This is a genomic window from Actinophytocola sp. NPDC049390 (assembly GCF_044466355.1).
Taxonomy (GTDB): Bacteria; Actinomycetota; Actinomycetes; order Mycobacteriales; family Pseudonocardiaceae; genus Actinophytocola.
The window spans coordinates 317,810-334,323 of record NZ_JBITMQ010000011.1 but is presented as its reverse complement, the minus strand read 5'-3'; the positions used below and the strand labels follow the sequence as shown (position 1 = coordinate 334,323).

The 16,514-nt window shown below is 68.2% G+C and carries 20 protein-coding genes; 14 read left to right on the top strand and 6 right to left on the bottom strand.

The genetic code is table 11. From position 1 onward, the window contains the following. Nucleotides 1-38: 38 nt before the first annotated feature. From ACIBVP_RS29650 to ACIBVP_RS29630, 5 genes are all read right to left on the bottom strand, one after another. The gene (locus ACIBVP_RS29650; protein WP_396109629.1) at nucleotides 39-1,103 is read right to left on the bottom strand and encodes a bifunctional RNase H/acid phosphatase; all 1,065 of its coding nucleotides are present in this window, start codon (nucleotides 1,101-1,103) and stop codon (nucleotides 39-41) included. Then, on the bottom strand, nucleotides 1,100-1,837 hold the full coding sequence (locus ACIBVP_RS29645; protein WP_396109628.1) for a zinc ribbon domain-containing protein: 738 nt from the start codon (nucleotides 1,835-1,837) through the stop codon (nucleotides 1,100-1,102). The genes ACIBVP_RS29650 and ACIBVP_RS29645 overlap by 4 nt, the downstream gene beginning before the upstream one ends. A gap of 17 nt (nucleotides 1,838-1,854) precedes the next feature. Further along, on the bottom strand, nucleotides 1,855-2,664 hold the full coding sequence (locus ACIBVP_RS29640; RefSeq protein ID WP_396109627.1) for a Nif3-like dinuclear metal center hexameric protein: 810 nt from the start codon (nucleotides 2,662-2,664) through the stop codon (nucleotides 1,855-1,857). Then, nucleotides 2,661-3,671 (bottom strand): Rv2231c family pyridoxal phosphate-dependent protein CobC, encoded by a 1,011-nt coding sequence (cobC, locus tag ACIBVP_RS29635; protein ID WP_396109626.1) that lies wholly within the window; start codon nucleotides 3,669-3,671, stop codon nucleotides 2,661-2,663. The genes ACIBVP_RS29640 and cobC overlap by 4 nt, the downstream gene beginning before the upstream one ends. A gap of 64 nt (nucleotides 3,672-3,735) precedes the next feature. Beyond that, the gene (locus ACIBVP_RS29630; protein WP_396109625.1) at nucleotides 3,736-4,506 is read right to left on the bottom strand and encodes an AraC family transcriptional regulator; all 771 of its coding nucleotides are present in this window, start codon (nucleotides 4,504-4,506) and stop codon (nucleotides 3,736-3,738) included. Nucleotides 4,507-4,556: 50 nt separating this feature from the next. Here ACIBVP_RS29630 and ACIBVP_RS29625 point away from each other — a divergent pair, with 50 nt between their 5' ends. Further along, a complete protein-coding gene (locus tag ACIBVP_RS29625) occupies nucleotides 4,557-4,967 on the top strand; it encodes a DUF2000 family protein (RefSeq protein WP_396109624.1) in 411 nt (136 codons plus the stop codon). 12 nt (nucleotides 4,968-4,979) lie between these two features. Here ACIBVP_RS29625 and ACIBVP_RS29620 read toward each other — a convergent pair whose 3' ends face one another. Then, nucleotides 4,980-5,702, bottom strand: coding sequence for an SDR family oxidoreductase (locus ACIBVP_RS29620; protein WP_396109623.1), 723 nt, complete (start codon nucleotides 5,700-5,702; stop codon nucleotides 4,980-4,982). Nucleotides 5,703-5,723: 21 nt separating this feature from the next. Here ACIBVP_RS29620 and ACIBVP_RS29615 point away from each other — a divergent pair, with 21 nt between their 5' ends. The 13 genes from ACIBVP_RS29615 to ACIBVP_RS29555 all read left to right on the top strand — a co-directional run bounded on the left by ACIBVP_RS29615 (nucleotide 5,724) and on the right by ACIBVP_RS29555 (nucleotide 16,435). Then, entirely contained in the window at nucleotides 5,724-6,251 is a 528-nt protein-coding gene (locus ACIBVP_RS29615) for a TetR/AcrR family transcriptional regulator (protein ID WP_396109622.1), read from the top strand. A gap of 26 nt (nucleotides 6,252-6,277) precedes the next feature. Then, nucleotides 6,278-7,702 (top strand): recombinase family protein, encoded by a 1,425-nt coding sequence (locus ACIBVP_RS29610; RefSeq protein ID WP_396109621.1) that lies wholly within the window; start codon nucleotides 6,278-6,280, stop codon nucleotides 7,700-7,702. A 237-nt stretch (nucleotides 7,703-7,939) separates the two neighbouring features. Further along, a complete protein-coding gene (locus ACIBVP_RS29605) occupies nucleotides 7,940-8,161 on the top strand; it encodes a hypothetical protein (protein WP_396109619.1) in 222 nt (73 codons plus the stop codon). Between the two features lie 271 nt (nucleotides 8,162-8,432). Further along, the gene (locus tag ACIBVP_RS29600) at nucleotides 8,433-9,224 is read left to right on the top strand and encodes a hypothetical protein (protein ID WP_396109618.1); all 792 of its coding nucleotides are present in this window, start codon (nucleotides 8,433-8,435) and stop codon (nucleotides 9,222-9,224) included. A gap of 345 nt (nucleotides 9,225-9,569) precedes the next feature. Next, the gene (locus ACIBVP_RS29595) at nucleotides 9,570-11,075 is read left to right on the top strand and encodes a terminase (protein ID WP_396109616.1); all 1,506 of its coding nucleotides are present in this window, start codon (nucleotides 9,570-9,572) and stop codon (nucleotides 11,073-11,075) included. Nucleotides 11,076-11,127: 52 nt separating this feature from the next. Continuing rightward, on the top strand, nucleotides 11,128-12,363 hold the full coding sequence (locus ACIBVP_RS29590; RefSeq protein WP_396109615.1) for a phage portal protein: 1,236 nt from the start codon (nucleotides 11,128-11,130) through the stop codon (nucleotides 12,361-12,363). After that, nucleotides 12,344-12,910 (top strand): HK97 family phage prohead protease, encoded by a 567-nt coding sequence (locus tag ACIBVP_RS29585; protein ID WP_396109614.1) that lies wholly within the window; start codon nucleotides 12,344-12,346, stop codon nucleotides 12,908-12,910. Before ACIBVP_RS29590 ends, ACIBVP_RS29585 begins: the two co-directional genes overlap by 20 nt. Nucleotide 12,911: 1 nt before the next feature. Further along, on the top strand, nucleotides 12,912-14,090 hold the full coding sequence (locus ACIBVP_RS29580) for a phage major capsid protein (protein ID WP_396109613.1): 1,179 nt from the start codon (nucleotides 12,912-12,914) through the stop codon (nucleotides 14,088-14,090). 16 nt (nucleotides 14,091-14,106) lie between these two features. Next, complete coding sequence (locus tag ACIBVP_RS29575) at nucleotides 14,107-14,670, top strand: head-tail connector protein (protein ID WP_396109612.1); 564 nt, start codon at nucleotides 14,107-14,109, stop codon at nucleotides 14,668-14,670. Continuing rightward, nucleotides 14,670-15,086, top strand: a complete 417-nt coding sequence (locus tag ACIBVP_RS29570) for a hypothetical protein (RefSeq protein WP_396109611.1) — start codon at nucleotides 14,670-14,672, stop codon at nucleotides 15,084-15,086. The genes ACIBVP_RS29575 and ACIBVP_RS29570 overlap by 1 nt, the downstream gene beginning before the upstream one ends. A gap of 3 nt (nucleotides 15,087-15,089) precedes the next feature. Next, the gene (locus ACIBVP_RS29565) at nucleotides 15,090-15,494 is read left to right on the top strand and encodes a hypothetical protein (protein WP_396109610.1); all 405 of its coding nucleotides are present in this window, start codon (nucleotides 15,090-15,092) and stop codon (nucleotides 15,492-15,494) included. A 9-nt stretch (nucleotides 15,495-15,503) separates the two neighbouring features. Next, nucleotides 15,504-15,863 carry a hypothetical protein gene (locus ACIBVP_RS29560; protein WP_396109609.1) on the top strand — a complete coding sequence of 120 codons (360 nt, stop codon included), beginning with the start codon at nucleotides 15,504-15,506 and terminating at the stop codon, nucleotides 15,861-15,863. Nucleotides 15,864-16,024: 161 nt separating this feature from the next. Then, nucleotides 16,025-16,435, top strand: a complete 411-nt coding sequence (locus tag ACIBVP_RS29555) for a hypothetical protein (protein ID WP_396109608.1) — start codon at nucleotides 16,025-16,027, stop codon at nucleotides 16,433-16,435. Nucleotides 16,436-16,514 lie beyond the last annotated feature (79 nt).

Genomic DNA, 16,514 nt, shown 5'->3' with positions numbered 1-16,514 from the left:
CCCGAAGTGGATCTTGACCGCCGGAGGTCCGGCACCGGTCACACGGACAGATGAGCAGTGTCGTTCACCAGGCGTACCGAAGCGTTACCGTCCGGATACCACTCCACGACCGAGAGCGACGCCAGGTCCAGGTGCAGCCGGAACAGCAGCGACGGCCCGACGTCCAGCCCGAGCCGCAGCAGGGACTTGATGGGCGTGACGTGGCTGACCACCACGATGGTCTCGCCCGCGTACCGCTGGACGAGTTCGTCGCGAGTTTCCCTCACACGGGTGAGTACGGAGTCGAAGCTCTCCCCGTCCGGCGGCGCCACGCCCGGGTCGCCCAGCCAGCGGCGGTGCAGCTCCGGGTCCCTGGCCGCCGCCTCGGCGAACGTCAGGCGTTCCCACGCGCCGAAGTCGGCCTCGACCAGGCCCTCGTGGACCGCCACGGGGCGGCCGATCGCCTCCGCCGTCTGCCGCGCCCTGGTCAACGGCGACGACACGACCGCGGCGAAGTCCATGTGCGCGAGACGGGCGGCCGCCGCCTTCGCCTGCCGCTGACCCACGTCGGTCAGCGCCACGTCACCCCGGCCCGAGTAGCGGCGTTCCCCCGACAGCTCGGTCTGCCCGTGCCGCAGCAGGAGGAACCGGGTCGGCGTCCCGGTCGCACCGGTCCAGCGCGCGGGCGCGGTGGTGTCCATCGGCGCGGGCTGCTCGGACCGGGACGGCTTACCGTCCATGGCCTCGTTCGCGAGCCGGTCCGCGTGCGCGTTCTCGGCACGCGGGATCCACGTGTACGTCACCGCGTCGAACGACGCCGCCACCTCGTGCGCGGCCGCCGCGAGCGGCTTGAGCGCCGCGTTCTTGATCTGCCAGTTGCCGGACATCTGCTCGACGACCAGCTTCGAGTCCATACGGACGGCGACCTCGGTCGCCGCCAGCTCCCGCGCGGCGGACAGCCCGGCGATCAGGCCCTGGTACTCGGCGACGTTGTTGGTCGCGATCCCGATGCTCTCGGCCCGTTCGGCGAGCACGTCCCCGCCCTCGGAGAACACCACGGCGCCGTAACCGGCCGGGCCCGGGTTGCCACGCGAGCCGCCGTCAGCCTCGACAGTGACCTTCACAGGCCGCTTTCCGCCGTGCGGACCATGATCGCGCCGCACTCGTCGCACGTCACGACCTCCTCGGCGGCCGTGCCGGAGATGCGGGAGATCGCGCTGCGGTCCAGCTCGATCCGGCACGCGCCACACCGCCGGGCGCGCAGCAGCGCCGCGCCGATCCCCTTGTTCGACCGCACCCGCTCGTACATCGCGAGCAGCGGCTCCGGGAACTCCGGCGCCAGCTTCGACCGGTCCTCCGACCGCCGCGCCCACGCGGTCTCCAGGTCGGCGAACGCCTGGTCCCGCCTGCCCGCCGCGTCGGCGAGCACCTCCTCGGCCTTCGCCAGCTCGACCGCGGCGTGCTGCCCGTCCGCCTCGACCGCCTCGCGCCGCTCCATCAGCTCGAGCAGCTCGTCCTCGAGCGTGGCCTGCCTGCGCTCCAACGTGTTCAGCTCGTGCTCGAGGTCGGTCATCTGCTTGGCGTTCACGGTCCCGCCCGCCAGCAGCGCGCGGTCGCGGTCCTCACGGGCCCGCACCGCGTCGATCTCCTTCTCCTGCCGCTTCACCTCGCGGTCGAGGTCGCCGAGGGTGGTCTCGTTCGCGACCTTCGCGTCCTTGCGCGCCTGCACGGTCTGCTCGGCCTCGGCGATCTCCGCGAGCTCGGGCAGCGTCCTGCGCCGGTGGTCGATCCTGGCCAGCTCGGCGTCGACGTCGGCCAGCTCGAGAAGTCGGCGCTGCACTGCGGGATCGGCTTTCACCCTGGAACCTCCGGGTACTACCTGGCCGCCGCGACGGTCCAGGGGTCGGTGCGAAGAGTGGACACGTGGATGTCGACGTTACCGCCGAAGGCGTCGCGCAGGATCGCCGCCGCCTGTTCACACCACGGCCACTCGCTGGCCCAGTGCGCCACGTCGACGAGCGCGGGCGCGCCGGCGACGGCCGCGTGTTCGCTCGCCGGGTGATGTCGCAGGTCAGCGGTCACGTAGGCGTCGACCCCCAGCCGCGCGACCGCCCCGAGGTAGGAGTCGCCCGCACCGCCGGACACCGCGACTGTCCTGATGGGACGGTTCGGGTCGCCCGCACCGCGGACCCCCGCCGCGGTGGCGGGGAGCGCGGCCGCGACCCGCTCGACGAACGCGCTGAACGGTTCCGTCTCGGGCAGCTCACAGATCCGGCCGATGCCGGTCACGCCGTCTTCCGTCGGGTCCATCGGCCCGACGACGGTGAGGCCCAGCGCCTCGGCGAGCGCGTCGGACACACCGGGGCTCGCCGAGTCCGCGTTCGTGTGCGCGCAGTACAGCCCGGCGCCGCCGCGGATCAGCCGGTGCACGAGGCTGCCCTTCGGCGTGCTGGCGGGCACCCCGTGCACGCCGCGCAGCAGCAACGGGTGGTGCGCGACCACCAGCCCCGCCTCCACCGCCAGCGCTTCGTCCACTGTGGACTCAACGGGGTCGACGCAGACCAGCACGCGGTCCACCCGCTCCGCCGGGTCGCCGCACACCAGCCCGACCGCGTCCCACGACTCGGCCAGCGCGGGCGGGTAGGCCGCTTCGAGCACCTCGACGACGTCACCGACGGTCGTCACTTCGTCAACACCTCCGTGGTGAGTTCCGCGAGCGCGGTCAACAGGTCGCGGCACCGGGCTGGTTCGCGCACCGCGACGCGCAGGTGGTCGGCGGTCAGCCCGGGAAAGGTGTCGCCGCGCCGGACCGCGATCCCCCGATCCCGCAGCCCGGCGCGGACCCGTTCGCCGTCACGCACCCGTAGCAGCAGGAATGGCGCGGCAGCCGGTTCGTACACGTGCACCCCGGGCAGCCGGTTCAACTCGGCCGTGAGCCACACGCGGTGCTCGGCGAGTTCGTGGGCGGCCCGTTCGGCCTCGGCGACCGCGTGCGGCTCCGAGCACGCGGTGACGGCTTCGAGCGCGAGGGTGCCGACGGGCCAGTGCGGGCGGTGCTTCCCCAGCCGCGCCAACAGGTCCGGGGCACCGAGGGCGTACCCGGCACGCAGGCCGGGCAGCGCCCACGTCTTGGTGAGGCTGCGGAGTACCAGCAGGCCCGGGAGGTCGGTGCCCGCGAGGGACTCGGTTTCGCCGGGCACCGCGTCCATGAACGCCTCGTCGACGACCAGCACCCGGCCGGGCCGGGCGAGCAGCGCGAGTTCGTCGGCGGGCCGCAGCCGCGACGTCGGGTTGTTGGGGTTGCCGACGACGACCAGGTCCGCGTCGTCCGGCACCTGCCCGTCGAAGACGTGGCGGACCGGCACGTCCGCGTCCCGCAGCGCCACCTCGGGCTCGGTGAACGACGGGTGCAGCAGGGCGGCCAGTTTCGGGCGCAGTACCGGGAGCAGCGCGAAACCCTCCGCGGCGCCGCTCAGGACCAGCACCTCGTCGGGGTGGCGGCGGTGGCGTCTCGCCACGGCCTCGCGGGCCCGGCGGTCGTCGGCCGCGGACGGGTAGGTGCCGAGCCGGTCCAGTGCGGCGACGAGGCGCTCACGCAGCCACCCGGGCGGGGCCGTGCCCCGGACGTTCACCGCGAAGTCCCGCAGGCCCGGCTCCGCGTCCACATCCCCGTGATGCCGCAGGTCAACCACCCCGCGATCCTAGGCGATGCCAGGAAAGACGCTTTCGGGACGCTCAGTGCCCCGAAAGCGTCCTTCAGGGCGTTCGCGCGTAGCGGGCCGGGCTCACGCCGAGGAGCTTCGTGAAGTGGCGCGTCAGGTGCGCCTGGTCGTAGAAGCCCGACATGGTCGCCGCCTCCGCGGCCGGGTGCCCGGCCAGCAGGTGACGGCGCGCCAGCTCCAGCCGACGGCCCGTGACGTACCGGTGCGGCGGGATGCCGAACTCGCGGCTGAACGCGCGCACCAGCGACACCGGGTGCACTTCCAGGACCGCGGCGGCCTCGTCCAGTGACGGGGTGTCGGGCAGGTGCGCGTCCAGCAGCTCACGCAAGCGGTGCGCGGTCGTCGCCATGACCGGCTGCGGCGCGTCGGTGCCGTTCAGGTGCTGCCGCAGCCGGTCGCGGATCAGCGCGAACCGGCTCTGCGCCTCCAGGTCCTCGGTCCGCAGCGACCGGTGCAGCTGGTGTATCCGCGTCCGCAGCAGCGGGTCGGCGAGCGACGGGTGGTCCACGGCCGCGCCGACCCCGGTCAACGTGTCGCTCGCCAGGTACAGGACCCGTTTGCGGAAGCCCTCCGGCCGCACCGACCGGCCGTCGTGCGGGACCCCGGGCGGCAGGAGCGTGACCTGGTCGCGGAGCGCGCCGTGCTCGTGGCGGTCCAGGTCGTAGCGCACCATCCCGTCGTCGACGATCAGCAACGTCCAGGCGTCGTGCGTGTGCGAGGGGTACGCGTGGTCGGTGAACCGCGCGTGGAACACCTCGTGGATGCCGGCCACGTTCGGGCGCCACGCCGTGATCTCGGGGCCCATGGTTAGGAACGTACAAGACCGCGCAGGCCTCGGCGGCGGATCGTGACGCGATGAGCTTCCCCACCAAGATCGCCGTGGTCGTGCGCGACGACCTGCCGACCTGGCAGCGGCTGAACGTGTGCGCGTTCCTGGTCAGCGGCGTCGCGGCCGCCGTGCCGGAGCTGATCGGCGAGCCCTACGAAGACGCCGACGGCACCAAGTACCTCGCGATGTTCGGCCAGCCCGTGCTCGTGTTCGAGGCGTCGGCGCAGGTGCTGACCGCCGCGCACGGCCGGGCGGTGTCCCGCGGGTTGCCGACGTCGGTGTTCACGGCGGAACTGTTCGCGACCGGCAACGACGAGGACAACCGGGCGGCCGTGCGGGCCGTCCCACGGGACCGGCTCGACCTCGTGGGGCTGGCCGTGCACGGGCCACGCAACGCCGTCGACAAGGTGGTCAGGGGCGCGCGCATGCACCCTTAGCGTGCTGCCCGTTCACAGTGCCGAGCCGCCGGTCGCGTCGATCACCTGACCGGTCACCCAGCGGCCCGCGTCGGAGGCGAGGTACCGCACGACCAGCGCGACGTCCGCCGGTGTGCCGACCCGGTTGAACACCGAGTACGCGGCGGCTTCCGCACGCCCTTCCGGCAGCCAGTCCGCGTTCATGTCGGTGTCGATGATCCCGGGCATGACCGCGTTGACCGTGATCCCGCGCGGCCCGAACACCGGCGCGAGCGCGAGCCCGAGGTTGTTCACCCCGGCCTTCGCGGCGGCGTACGCGGGGTGCGTCGGCGCGGCGATCCGCGTGTAGCCGGTGGTGATGTTGACGATCCGGCCGCCGTCCCGCAGCCGGGGTGCCAGCTCCTGCGTGAGGAACAGCGGCGCGGTCAGGTTGATCTCGATGATCCGCCGGTACTTCTCCTCGTCGACCTCCCCGAACGGCTGCCTGGCGTCGATGCCCGCGTTGTTGACGAGCACGTCGAGGTCGCCCTCCCACTCGGCGGCGATGCGGCGCGCCCCGACCACCCCGTCGACGTTCAGCGACGCCTCGACCAGCACCGCCTTGGCGCCCGCCGCGGCGACGAGCGCGGCGGTCTCCGACGCGGCGGCGCGGTTCGCGGCGTAGTGGACGCCGACGACCTCCGCCCCGTCCTCCGCGAGCCCGACCGCGATCGCCCGTCCGATACCCCGCGAAGCCCCGGTGACCAGCGCCTTCATCCCCGTCTCGAGCTGGGAGAGGTGCTCGACAAGGCGATGACCGTGTTCTGGCGGCACGGCTACGAAGGCGCAAGCCCGGGCAGGCTGCAGGCGGCGACCGGGCTGACACCGCCGAGCATCTACAACGCGTTCGGCTCCAAGGAGGGCCTGTACGAGGCCTGCCTCGACCGCTACCGGGCGGGCCCCGGCGCACGCGCGGTGGGCGAGCTGACCGAACCCGCGTCGAAGGACGCCGTCCACGCGTTCCTGGTGGCGGCGGCACGCGAGTTCACACAGCCGGGCAGGCTCTCCCCCGACCTGAGCTCGATCGAGAAGGCGACGGCCGCCCACCGCACCAGGACGTTGTCGCTGATCGAGGACTACCTGCGCCGCGCGGGCTCGGCGCAACCCCCCCACGCTGGCCCGCTTCTTCGGCGCGATCATCCAGGGCATGTCGGTCCAGGCCCGCGACGGCGCCACGGAGGCGGAGCTGGTCGCCGTGGCGGACGTGGCACTCAGCGCGTGGCGGCGATCGGGCAGACTCGGATCGTGCACGTCTGCTTCGTCTGAACGGAACACCACTGTAGACTCTATCCATGACCGTTCGCAAGGTGGGTATCTACGTCCGCATCAGCCGTGACCGGGTGGGCGCCGGCCTGGGAGTCGACCGACAGGAGCAGGACTGCCGCGACCTGGCGAAACGCTTGGGCTGGCCAGTCGTGTCCATGTATTCCGACAACGACGTGTCCGCATACAGCGGGCGCAAGAGACCTAGCTACGAGCGGCTCCTAGCCGATATCGGAGCGGGCAGGATCACGGCCGTGGTCGCCTGGCACGCGGACCGGCTGCACCGTTCACAAGCCGAACTGGAGCGCTACATCACTCTGTGCGAGCCGCGCGACGTGCCGACACACACGGTGCGCGCGGGGGAACTGGACTTGACCACCGCATCCGGCAGGATGACGGCGAGGATCATCGGGGCCGTGGCGCGGCACGAGTCAGAGCAGAAGGGCGAACGGTTGCGACGACAGCGGGCGCAGGCACAAGCTGACGGGCGCTGGATCGGCGGGCCCCGGCCGTTCGGTTTCGAGCCTGACGGCGTGACCCATCGGGCGAGCGAAGCCGACGCCATCCGGGACGCTGCGACACGCATCCTCGCTGGCGACTCCATCCGGTCCGTATTCCAGGCGTGGAACGAGCGCGGGTTGACCACCTCTACCGGGACGGAGTGGAACGGCTCGAAGGTCCGCCAGATGCTGTTGCGTCCCCGCAACGCGGGCCTGATCGGCAACGGTGACCGGATCGTCGGCAAGGCGAACTGGGAACCGATCGTTCCGGAAGAGACATGGCGGGCCTTGGCAGCGAAGCTGCGTGATCCGGCACGCCTGACACACCGTGGCGTGTCCAAGGTGCTGCTGGGTACGCACCTGTACCGGTGCGGCAAGTGCGGCGCCCTGATGCAGGGCGGGGGGCAATCCGCGGCTGGTAAGGCGCGCTACCGGTGCAAGACGGACAGGTGCCAGTGGCGCGTGGCGGAACCCATCGACAGCTTCATACTCGCAATCGTCGAGAGCTACTTGCGCGAGCACGGGACAGGTCTGCTCACGCCGCGCGATGACGCGGGACCGCTGCTGAAGCGGCTGAACGTGCTCCAGGCACGCGCCGAACAGGTCGCGGCAGCTTTCGGCGACCCGGACAGCGGCATGACGGCCGAGCAGTTCAAGGCTTCCAACAAGCCAATCCAGGACGCTATGAGCGAAGTGAAGGCGCAACTTGGCCACGTGCAGGCGGGTAGCGCCTTGGCCGGTGTGGCCGATGCCGAGGACCCCGGCGAGGCGTTCCGGGATGCAGACATGGATCGTCAGCGCGCGATCCTGGACGCGCTGTTGACGGTTGAGATTCTGGAGGCTCCTCACGGTCGCAAGTCGGGTGGCGGCTACTTCGACCATCGGACGGTGCATTTCGGCTGGAAGGCTGAGGGCGGGGAATGCGGATGCCTCCGGTGCCATCCGCCGGGGTAACCGTGCACGGCCAACCACACCTACTACCAGAGCCCCGGAGCATCCGGGGCTTTCTGTTTGCGCAGGTCAGGGTAGGCAAAAGGCGCTGGGTACTCTGGTTATGTACCGGTGCGGGCGCGTGTCAACTCGCACCATATGGGGTCGGTTCTTATCTTCTCTCACATCGCGGTTGTTATCTGGCCGTGATCGGAACCAGCAACGCACGTAACGCGAGCACATACGGAACGCAGGTTGCAGATGTCTCAGCAGAAGACCAGCGCGGCTAGACGCAAAGCCATCCTCACCCGCCACCTTGGCGCGGACCACCCGGACACCCAGAAGGCTGCCCAGGACTGGGCATACATGGCGCTTGACGAGTACGTGTCGGCGATCGTGGCGAAAGCCCCGCCGCTCACCGAGGAACAGCGCGCCAAGATCGCGGCCCTGCTTGCTCCAGTCACCGAGACAGGTGCGGCATGAGCGATGTCTGGAATCCGCTCGTGGGAGAGCGCATCGCGCCGGCCTGGCGGGCAGCAATGGACCTCCTGGCCGATGACCAGTGGCACACGCGGTCGGACGTGGTAGCCGTGATGCTGGCAGCCTCCGACCTCCAAGAGCGCACGTGTCAGGGCCAGATTGACCGATGCGCCGTTGAAGGCTTGCTGGCTCGGCGTGGGGCCAAAGCTGGCCGCATGGTGAAGGTGACGACCCTGGCGCGTGAGTACGCCAGGCACATTGTGGGGCCGTACACATGAGCGCCTGGGCTCTGAGGGACCTTGTCCGACACGCGGAAATCAAGCCCTCCGGGTTGAAGCATGTCCTCCTGGAGATCGCCCACATTCAGGGCGACAAGCCGCAGACCTGGGTGACGGTACCGACCCTGGCCGCCCTCACGGGGCAAGGCCAGTCGACGGTCAAGAAGCACACCGCGACGGCCGCAGAGCGCGGCCTACTCAGCAAGACGCAGCGCTACAACGACTCAAACCTGATGTCGTTGAACGTGGAGGCCCTGCGGGCACTCTCACGGGTCCGAGACTGGGATAGCCAGAATCCAGACGTCTCGAAACGAGACACTAATACCCATACTCCTACTAGAAGCCAGAATCTGGCCTCCGACCAGATTGCTGGCCACGACGACCAGGTGTCGCCTTCGCTCATCGGCGACACACAGTGTGAGTCCGACACCATCGGAGGACTCACCTGGGAGCAGATCGACGAATACCCGCCGTATGCGGATTCGTCGCCTGACCAGATACCTGACTGGGCGGGGCCGGAAGCGGCCCGCCTTGCCCAGCGTTCGGTGCCGGACTCCACTCCCCTTCCGTCCCGGACCTCACCTGTGTGCGAGGCAACCGCTGAAGCCTCGCACCAGTGGACCACGTGGGTGTGTGGCAGCCCTCAGGACTGCCCCTGTACCGGAGACCCAGCGAGGCTGGGTTACTGCCTGCACTCGACTGAGGTGCCGGCAGAGCTGGACCACAGAGGTTGGCTGGTGCCCGTCGAGCACGTGGACAACGTGCTGCCGTTCAGGAAGCCCGCATGAGCCAGTCTTGGCGGGGCGGGTCCACCCGCCGATGGCGCCGCATCAGAGCGGCGGTACTGGCCCGGGACGGGTACCGGTGCAGGGTGCGGGTGCCGGGGGTGTGCACCCAGCACGCTACCCACGTGCACCACACGTTGGGCAGAAAAGCCACAGGCGACGACCCCAGATATCTGGTCGCATCCTGCGCTGCCTGCAACCTGCACATCGGTGACCCAACCAAACACAAACCGCAACCGCGAGTCATGACCGACTGGTGACCCGCGGGCGGGTCAAAAGTTGAAAACCCCCGCCCACTGGACACCCGCTTGTACCTGTCCGTTTTTTCTCCCCCGCTTGGAGCCTGCCGTGTCGGCTGCCCTCGATCCTGCTCCTGACCTGGGCATTCTCGGTTCTGTCGAGCCGCGGATTTGGACTCCGCCGCTGGTGGAGTTAACCCCGGAAACTTCGTACGGTTTCCGTGCCTGCGAGTTCGCTAAGCGCATCGGGCGCCCGTTGGATCCGTGGCAGGAATGGTTGACCATTCACGCTGGCGAGCTGTTGCCGGATGGTCGTCCACGGTTCCGGATAGTTCTTGTCCTAGTAGCGAGACAGAACGGAAAAACTGAACTACTCGTGGTGCTGACGCTGTTCTGGCTGTTCGAGGAGATGCGTCCGCTGGTGCTCGGCACGTCCACCAACGTGTCGTATGCGCTGGAGTCTTGGGAGAAGGCGCTAGCCCTGGCAGAGGACACGCCGGAGCTGGGCGACCGCATCCCCGCCAAGGGCGGTGTGCGCCGGGTGAACGGTGAGCAGACGATCACGACCACCGACAAGTGCCGGTACCGCATCGCTGCCTCGAACCGCCGTGGCGGCCGGTCCCTGACGGTGCACCGCCTGGTGATGGACGAGTTGCGTGAGCACGACTCGTGGGATGCGTACAACGCGGCTATCCCTGCCATGAACGCGGTGCCGGACGCGCAAGCCTTCCTGATCAGCAACCAGGGCGACACGCGGGCGGTGGTGCTGAAGTCGCTGCGGGAGGCGGCCATCAAGTACCTGGAGACGGGCGAGGGGGATCCGCGTCTGGGCATCTTCGAGTACTCGGCTGAGGACGGCGCCAGCCCAACCGACGTGCGCCAGCTGGCGAAGGCCAACCCGAACCTTGGCCGGCGCCTGGAGCTGGACAACCTGTTGGGTGCCGCTGTCCGGGCGGAGGAGAACGGCGGCGAGGAACTGGCAGGCTTCAAGACAGAGGCCATGTGCATGGCCGTCCCGATGCTGGATCCGGCGATCGACCCTGACCGCTGGGACGCGTGCAAGAACCCCGGCACCCTGACCGACTACCGGGACCGGGTGGCCTTGTGCCTGGACTTGTCGCCGGACGGCAAGCACGCCACGTTGGTGGCGGCTGCCTGCCTCCCAGATGGCCGTGTGCGTGTCGAGACGGTGGCGGCATGGTCTGGGAAGGACTGCACGGAGAGGCTCCGCCTGGAGCTTCCTGGGCATGTGGAGAGGGTCAAGCCGAAGGTGTTCGGCTGGTTCCCGAGTGGTCCGGCTGCGGCCGTGGCTGTGGATATCACGGCGCCGGAAGGTGTCGAGGTGCAGGAGATCCGGGCGGACGTGCCCGCGGTGTGTATGGGGTTCTCCGCGCTGGTGACGGATGAATTGATCGCGCATTCGGATGACGAGATCCTGAACGCCCACGGGAAGGCAGCGCAGAAGCTGCGAATGGGTGACACGTGGCGGTTTGCCCGCAAGGGCGCTAACCCGATCGATGGGGCGTACTCGATGGCTGGCGCCACGCATTTGGCGCGCACCCTTCCGCCTCCGCCGAAACCCCGTCCAGAACTTGTAGTCATGACATTACGCTGAGGAATCATCGCACGTCGCGATAGGGTCTAACCCGTGCTATATGCTGTAACTGATGGGATGGTCTTTCTGGCGCCGCTCGCAAAAGCGGTCAGCCCCTCAGTACTCGATTTCCGACCCGCGACTGGCTGAGTACCTCGGCCTTGTCAGGTCGGCTGCTGGTGTGCCCGTCAATGAGAACACTGCCCTCACCCTTTCTGCGTTGTATCGGGCATGCTCACTCATCGCGGGCACCGTCGCCAGCCTCTCCCTACGCTCGCTGCGGACCACCTCCGACGACATGCGTGAGCAGGTCAAGTCGTGGCTGGACACGCCTAACGGGCCGGAGGGAATGACCCAGTTCGAATGGGTCGAAACCGTCGTCTGGCATCTCGTGCTCCAGGGCAACGCCTTCCTTCTGCACCTCTACAACGGTGCCGGTGCGCTTGCCGGCGCATTCCCGGTGCATCCGAATGCGGTCACGGTCGAATGGGACGAGGAGCGACCCGGAGGTAAGAAGTTCACCGTCACCCTGGACGACGGTTCCACGCGCGAATACGACGCCAGCACCATGACTCAGATCATGGGTCCGTCGCTTGACGGACTGCGCGGAATGTCGCTTGTCGAGCGGGCCCGGAATGGTATCGGGACCGGCCTGGCCGGTGACGAGTCTGCGGCCCGGATGTTCCGGGACGGTGCGCTGATTTCGGGCCTGGTGACTCCCGATGAGGATGTCACGCCTGACGAGGCCCAGGAGATGAAGGATGACCTTCAGGTCAAGGTCTTGGGTGCCGAGAATGCGGGCACCATTGCATTCATCAACCGCAAGCTGAAGTTCGAGAAGTGGTCGCTGTCGGCCGTGGACGCTCAGTTCCTGGAGTCCCGCCAGTTTCAGATTGAGGAGATCAGCCGCTGGACAGGTGTTCCGCCGCATCTCCTCATGCAGACTGAAAAGGCCACTAGCTGGGGTACCGGAATCGGAGAGCAGAACCGAGGGTTGCGTCAGTTCACTCTCCTTGGCTGGACTCGGCGGATTGAGCAGCGGTTGTCTCGCCTGCTTCCTGGCGGACAGATCGCGGAGTTCGACTTTGCCTCTCTGGAGCGCCCGTCTCCTGAGGACGAAATCAACCTGCTCATCGCTCAGGTGAACGCGGGCCTGCTCACGCTGAACGAGGCCAGGCGCATCCGCAACATGCCTCCGCTCTCCGACCCTTCGGCCGATCTCCCGCGCGTCCCGCCTGGCTCGGTTGCGCCTACGGCCACCCCAGAGCCAACCCAGGAAGGGGAGCCCAATGGCAACGGCGACGTTTAGCCGCTTCCATGTCCAGCTGCGGGCCCAGATCACCGGCAACAAGGTTGAGGGTCACGCGGCGGTCTTCGGTCAGATCGCGACCGTTCCAGGCCACTACGAGGCCCTGGAGCGTGGCGCGTTCACCGACGTGCTGAAGAACCCGGACACGGACGTCCGGGCGCTGGTGAACCATGACGCGAATCTTCTGCTGGCTCGCCAGTCGGCCGGCACCCTGCGCATCAGTCAGGACAGCGAAGGGCTTCCGTTCGACCTGGACTTGCCGAACACCAGCTACGCCAACGACCTGCGGGAGTTGCTGGAGCGAGGCGATATCAACGGCGCCTCGTTCGCGTTCCTGCCCGGCAAGGACCGTTGGGACCGCGCTCCCGACGGCCGTCAGCTCCGCACCCACACCAGCGTCAGCCAACTGCTGGACGTGTCCGTCGTGACCTTCCCCGCCTACGAGGGTGCGGGCGTGTCGCTGCGGTCCTACGACTTCTCCGGGACCTCCCGGCAGAGGGAACAACTCATTCGCGCTCGCGCGCGTGTACGCCTTGGGAGGGCGTGAAATGACGATTGAGGAAATCCTCGCCGCACTCCAGGCGATCATCGATGAGGCGGACGCTGCTGGTGGGGACCTGACCGAAGAGCAGGTTGAGCGCTACGAGGAGCTTGAGGGCAAGCTGGAGCGTGCCCGCCAGAAGGACGAGGTTCTGAAGCGCCACAAGGCGTACACCTCCGTCCAGGCCACCAGCCTGCACACCGGCGCGGCCAAGAAGGATGACACCCTGGAGCGTGCGTTCGACGCGTACCTGCGTACCGGGCAGGCCAACCAGGACATCGCGGAGCTTCGTGCGCAGAGCGTGGGCACCGATTCGGCTGGCGGCTACACCGTCCCGGAGGGCTTCCGGCAGAAGCTCACCGAGCGGCTGAAGGCGTTCGGTGGTCTCGCGAACGAGGCGGAGACCATCACCACCTCGAAGGGTGAGCGGCTGCCGTGGCCGACGCTCGACGACACCGCCAACACTGGTGTGATCGCGGCCGAGAACACGGCCCCGGCTTCCGGTGGCGCGGACCTCGTGTTCGGTGAGAAGGAACTCAACGCGTACAAGTACGTGGCGCCGGGCGCGTCGCAGCTTCCGCTGCGTGTGAGCTACGAGCTGTTGCAGGACAGCGCGTTCGACGTGGAGGGCCTGGTTCGGCGCAAGCTGGGCGAGCGCATCGCGCGTGTCCAGGCCGTGGACTGGGTGAACGGCGCTGGCACCACCGAGCCGTTCGGTATCACCACCTCGTCGGGCGCGTCGTCCACGTTCACCGGCGCGTCGCTGACCTATGCGGAGCTAGTGACGGCGAAGCACACGGTGGATCCGGACTACCGCACCGGCGCCAAGTGGCTGTTCAACGATGCCACGATGGCGCTGCTGGAGGGCCTCGTTGATGGCAACGGCCGGCCGCTGCTCCAGCAGTCGACGGACGGCATCGAGGGTGCACCCCAGTTCATGCTGCTGGGTCACCCGATCGTGATCGACCAGGCGTTCCCCACCTACACCGATGGTGTGGCGCAGACGTGGGGCGCGTTCGGTGACCTGCGTGAGGGCTACGTGATCCGTCGCGTCCAGGACGTGACGCTGATCGTGAACCCGTACAGCCGGGCGAACGAAGGGCAGGTCGAGTACACGATGTGGGCTCGCGCTGACGGCGTGGTTCAGAACCCGTGGTCGTTCTCGCTGCTGAAGAACGCGGTCTAGGCGGAGGCGGGCGGAGATGGCTTGGGCACCCGACTACTGCGCAAGTGCAGACCTGAAGGCGTACCTGCGCGTTGGAGACACCATCGACGACGCGCAGATCGCCCTTGCCATCTCTGCCGCTTCCAGGTCCGTGGACCGGTACGCCAACCGCCAGTTCGGTCTTGTGGCAGCACCGGAAGCGCGGACCTACACGGCGTACTGGGACCGGAACGTGTGCAAGTGGGCGGTCCAGATCGATGACCTGATGACCGAGACGGGGTTGGTGGTGGAGACCACGTACACGATGCACCCGCGCAACGCGGCCCAGAAGGGGCGCCCGTGGACTCGGCTCTACCTGGACTCGGCTCCGGCCGACACCGACGCGGTGGAGGTCTCAGGGCGCTGGGGTTGGACGACAGTTCCGGACCCGGTCAAGCAGGCAACGCTGTTGCAGGCCAACCGGATCCTCGAACGGCGGGACGCTCCGTTCGGCATCGCAGGATCCCCTGACCAGGGCAGCGAGATGCGGATCTTGGCGAAGGTGGATCCGGATGCCGCCGTGGTCCTCGGGCCCTACGTCCGACAGTGGGGTGCGGTCTGATGGACGTGCAAGCAGTGGCGGAAGAGATCGCTGGCAAAGCCGATGCTATCGACGGACTGCGGGCATTCGGCTACCCAATCGACCACCCGCCGTTGCCGTGCGCGGTGGTGGTTCTGCCGGATGAGGTTACCTACGACCAGACATATGGCCGTGGTAGCGACAGGATGACTGTGCCGCTGTTCGTGTTCGTGCCACGCAGTCCCGATCGTGTTGCGGCCGACGCGTTGGCCGCCTACCTCAGCGGTTCCGGCGCCAAGTCAATCAAGGCTGCGGTGGACTCCACCGACAGCAACACCTACACGTCGTGCGACGAAGTGACGGTGACCAGGGCCGTAACCGGGTCCTACACCTACAACAACAAAGACGTGTACGGCGCAGAGTTCACAGTGGACATCGCAGGACGAGGAGGTGCCTGACCCATGGCACAAGTACACGGCAAGGGCGTCACATGGTCCCTGGACGGGGTTGAGCTGGCCGCGTACGGCGACGCGACCGACCCGGAGCGGACGGCGGACTCGCACGAGACCACCACCTACGGTCTCAACTCCAAGCGGTACTCGGGTGGCCTGAAGGACGGCACCTGCACGGTCGGCGGGGTCTACGAGTCGGGCACGGTGGACACGCCGCGGATCGTGATCGAGGACCAGCTCGGCGAGACCGTGGTGTTCGTGTACCGGCCGGAGGGCACCGGCACGGGCAAGCCGATGAAGACGGTGTCGGTGGTGATCACCGGCTACACCGAGTCGGCGCCGGTGGGCGACATGATCCGGTGGTCGGCCGAACTTCAGTACACGGGCGACTGCGTCGTCACGAGCCAGGTGTAAGGGGACGTTGTGGCCACACTGGACAAGGCGGCACTGCTCGCGCGGAAGCGCACCGACCGCACCGATGAAGTCGACCTTGGCGACGGCACCGTGACTGTGCGCGGCCTGACGCGGGGCGAGATCACCCGTGCGCGTGCCGCAGCCTCGCGTGCCGACAAGGCCGACCAGGTTACGACGCTGGACAACCACTTCATCGCGGCTGGGCTGGTTGAGCCGGAGATGACCGTGGCGGAGGTAGCTGAGTGGCTGGAGAGCGCGCCGGCCGGTGACAGCGTCGCTGTGCTGACCGCGATCCAGCAGCTGTCCGGGCTCGCGGAGGGTGCCCAGAAAAGCGGCGTATCTGGAGCTCGAAAGCGATCCCGACGCTGAGTTCACGTTCTTCCTGGCGGAGAAGCTGGGCCGCACGGTCGCCGAGTTGGACGGCATGACGAACGAGGAGTTCGTGCGGTGGGGCGTCTACTTCGCACGGAAGGCGCAGCGGCAGGAGATCGAAGCGAAGAAGGCGAAGAAGGTGCGGAGGAGGTGAACCGGTGATCGAGCCAGTCAAGATCAAGGGGCTTGCCGAGTTCAGCCGGAACCTCCGCAAGCTGGACTCGGAACTGCCGAAGGCGTTGCGGCTGGCGCACAACGAGGCTGGACAGCTAATCGTTGACTACGCCAAGCCTCGCGTACCCCGCAGGACCGGGCGTGCTGCGGGCACCATCAAGACCCGCTCGACGCGCACGGAGACGCGCGTACAGGGCGGTTCCAAGCGGGCGCCCTACTACCCGTGGCTGGACTTCGGTGGCCGTGTCGGCCGGAGCCGTTCGGTGCGCCGGCCATTCATCAAGCAGGGCCGCTACCTATACCCGGCCCTGGGCGCGAACTACGACAAGTTCGTTGTCCTCCTGGAACAGAAGTTGATCGAAGTAGCTCGTCAAGCAGGGATCGGGGTGGACTAATGCGATTCATCGGAGATGGCATCGCGGGGTCACCCTCACGCTTCGCTGGGGGTGACTAATGGCAAGCAAGCCGACAGTC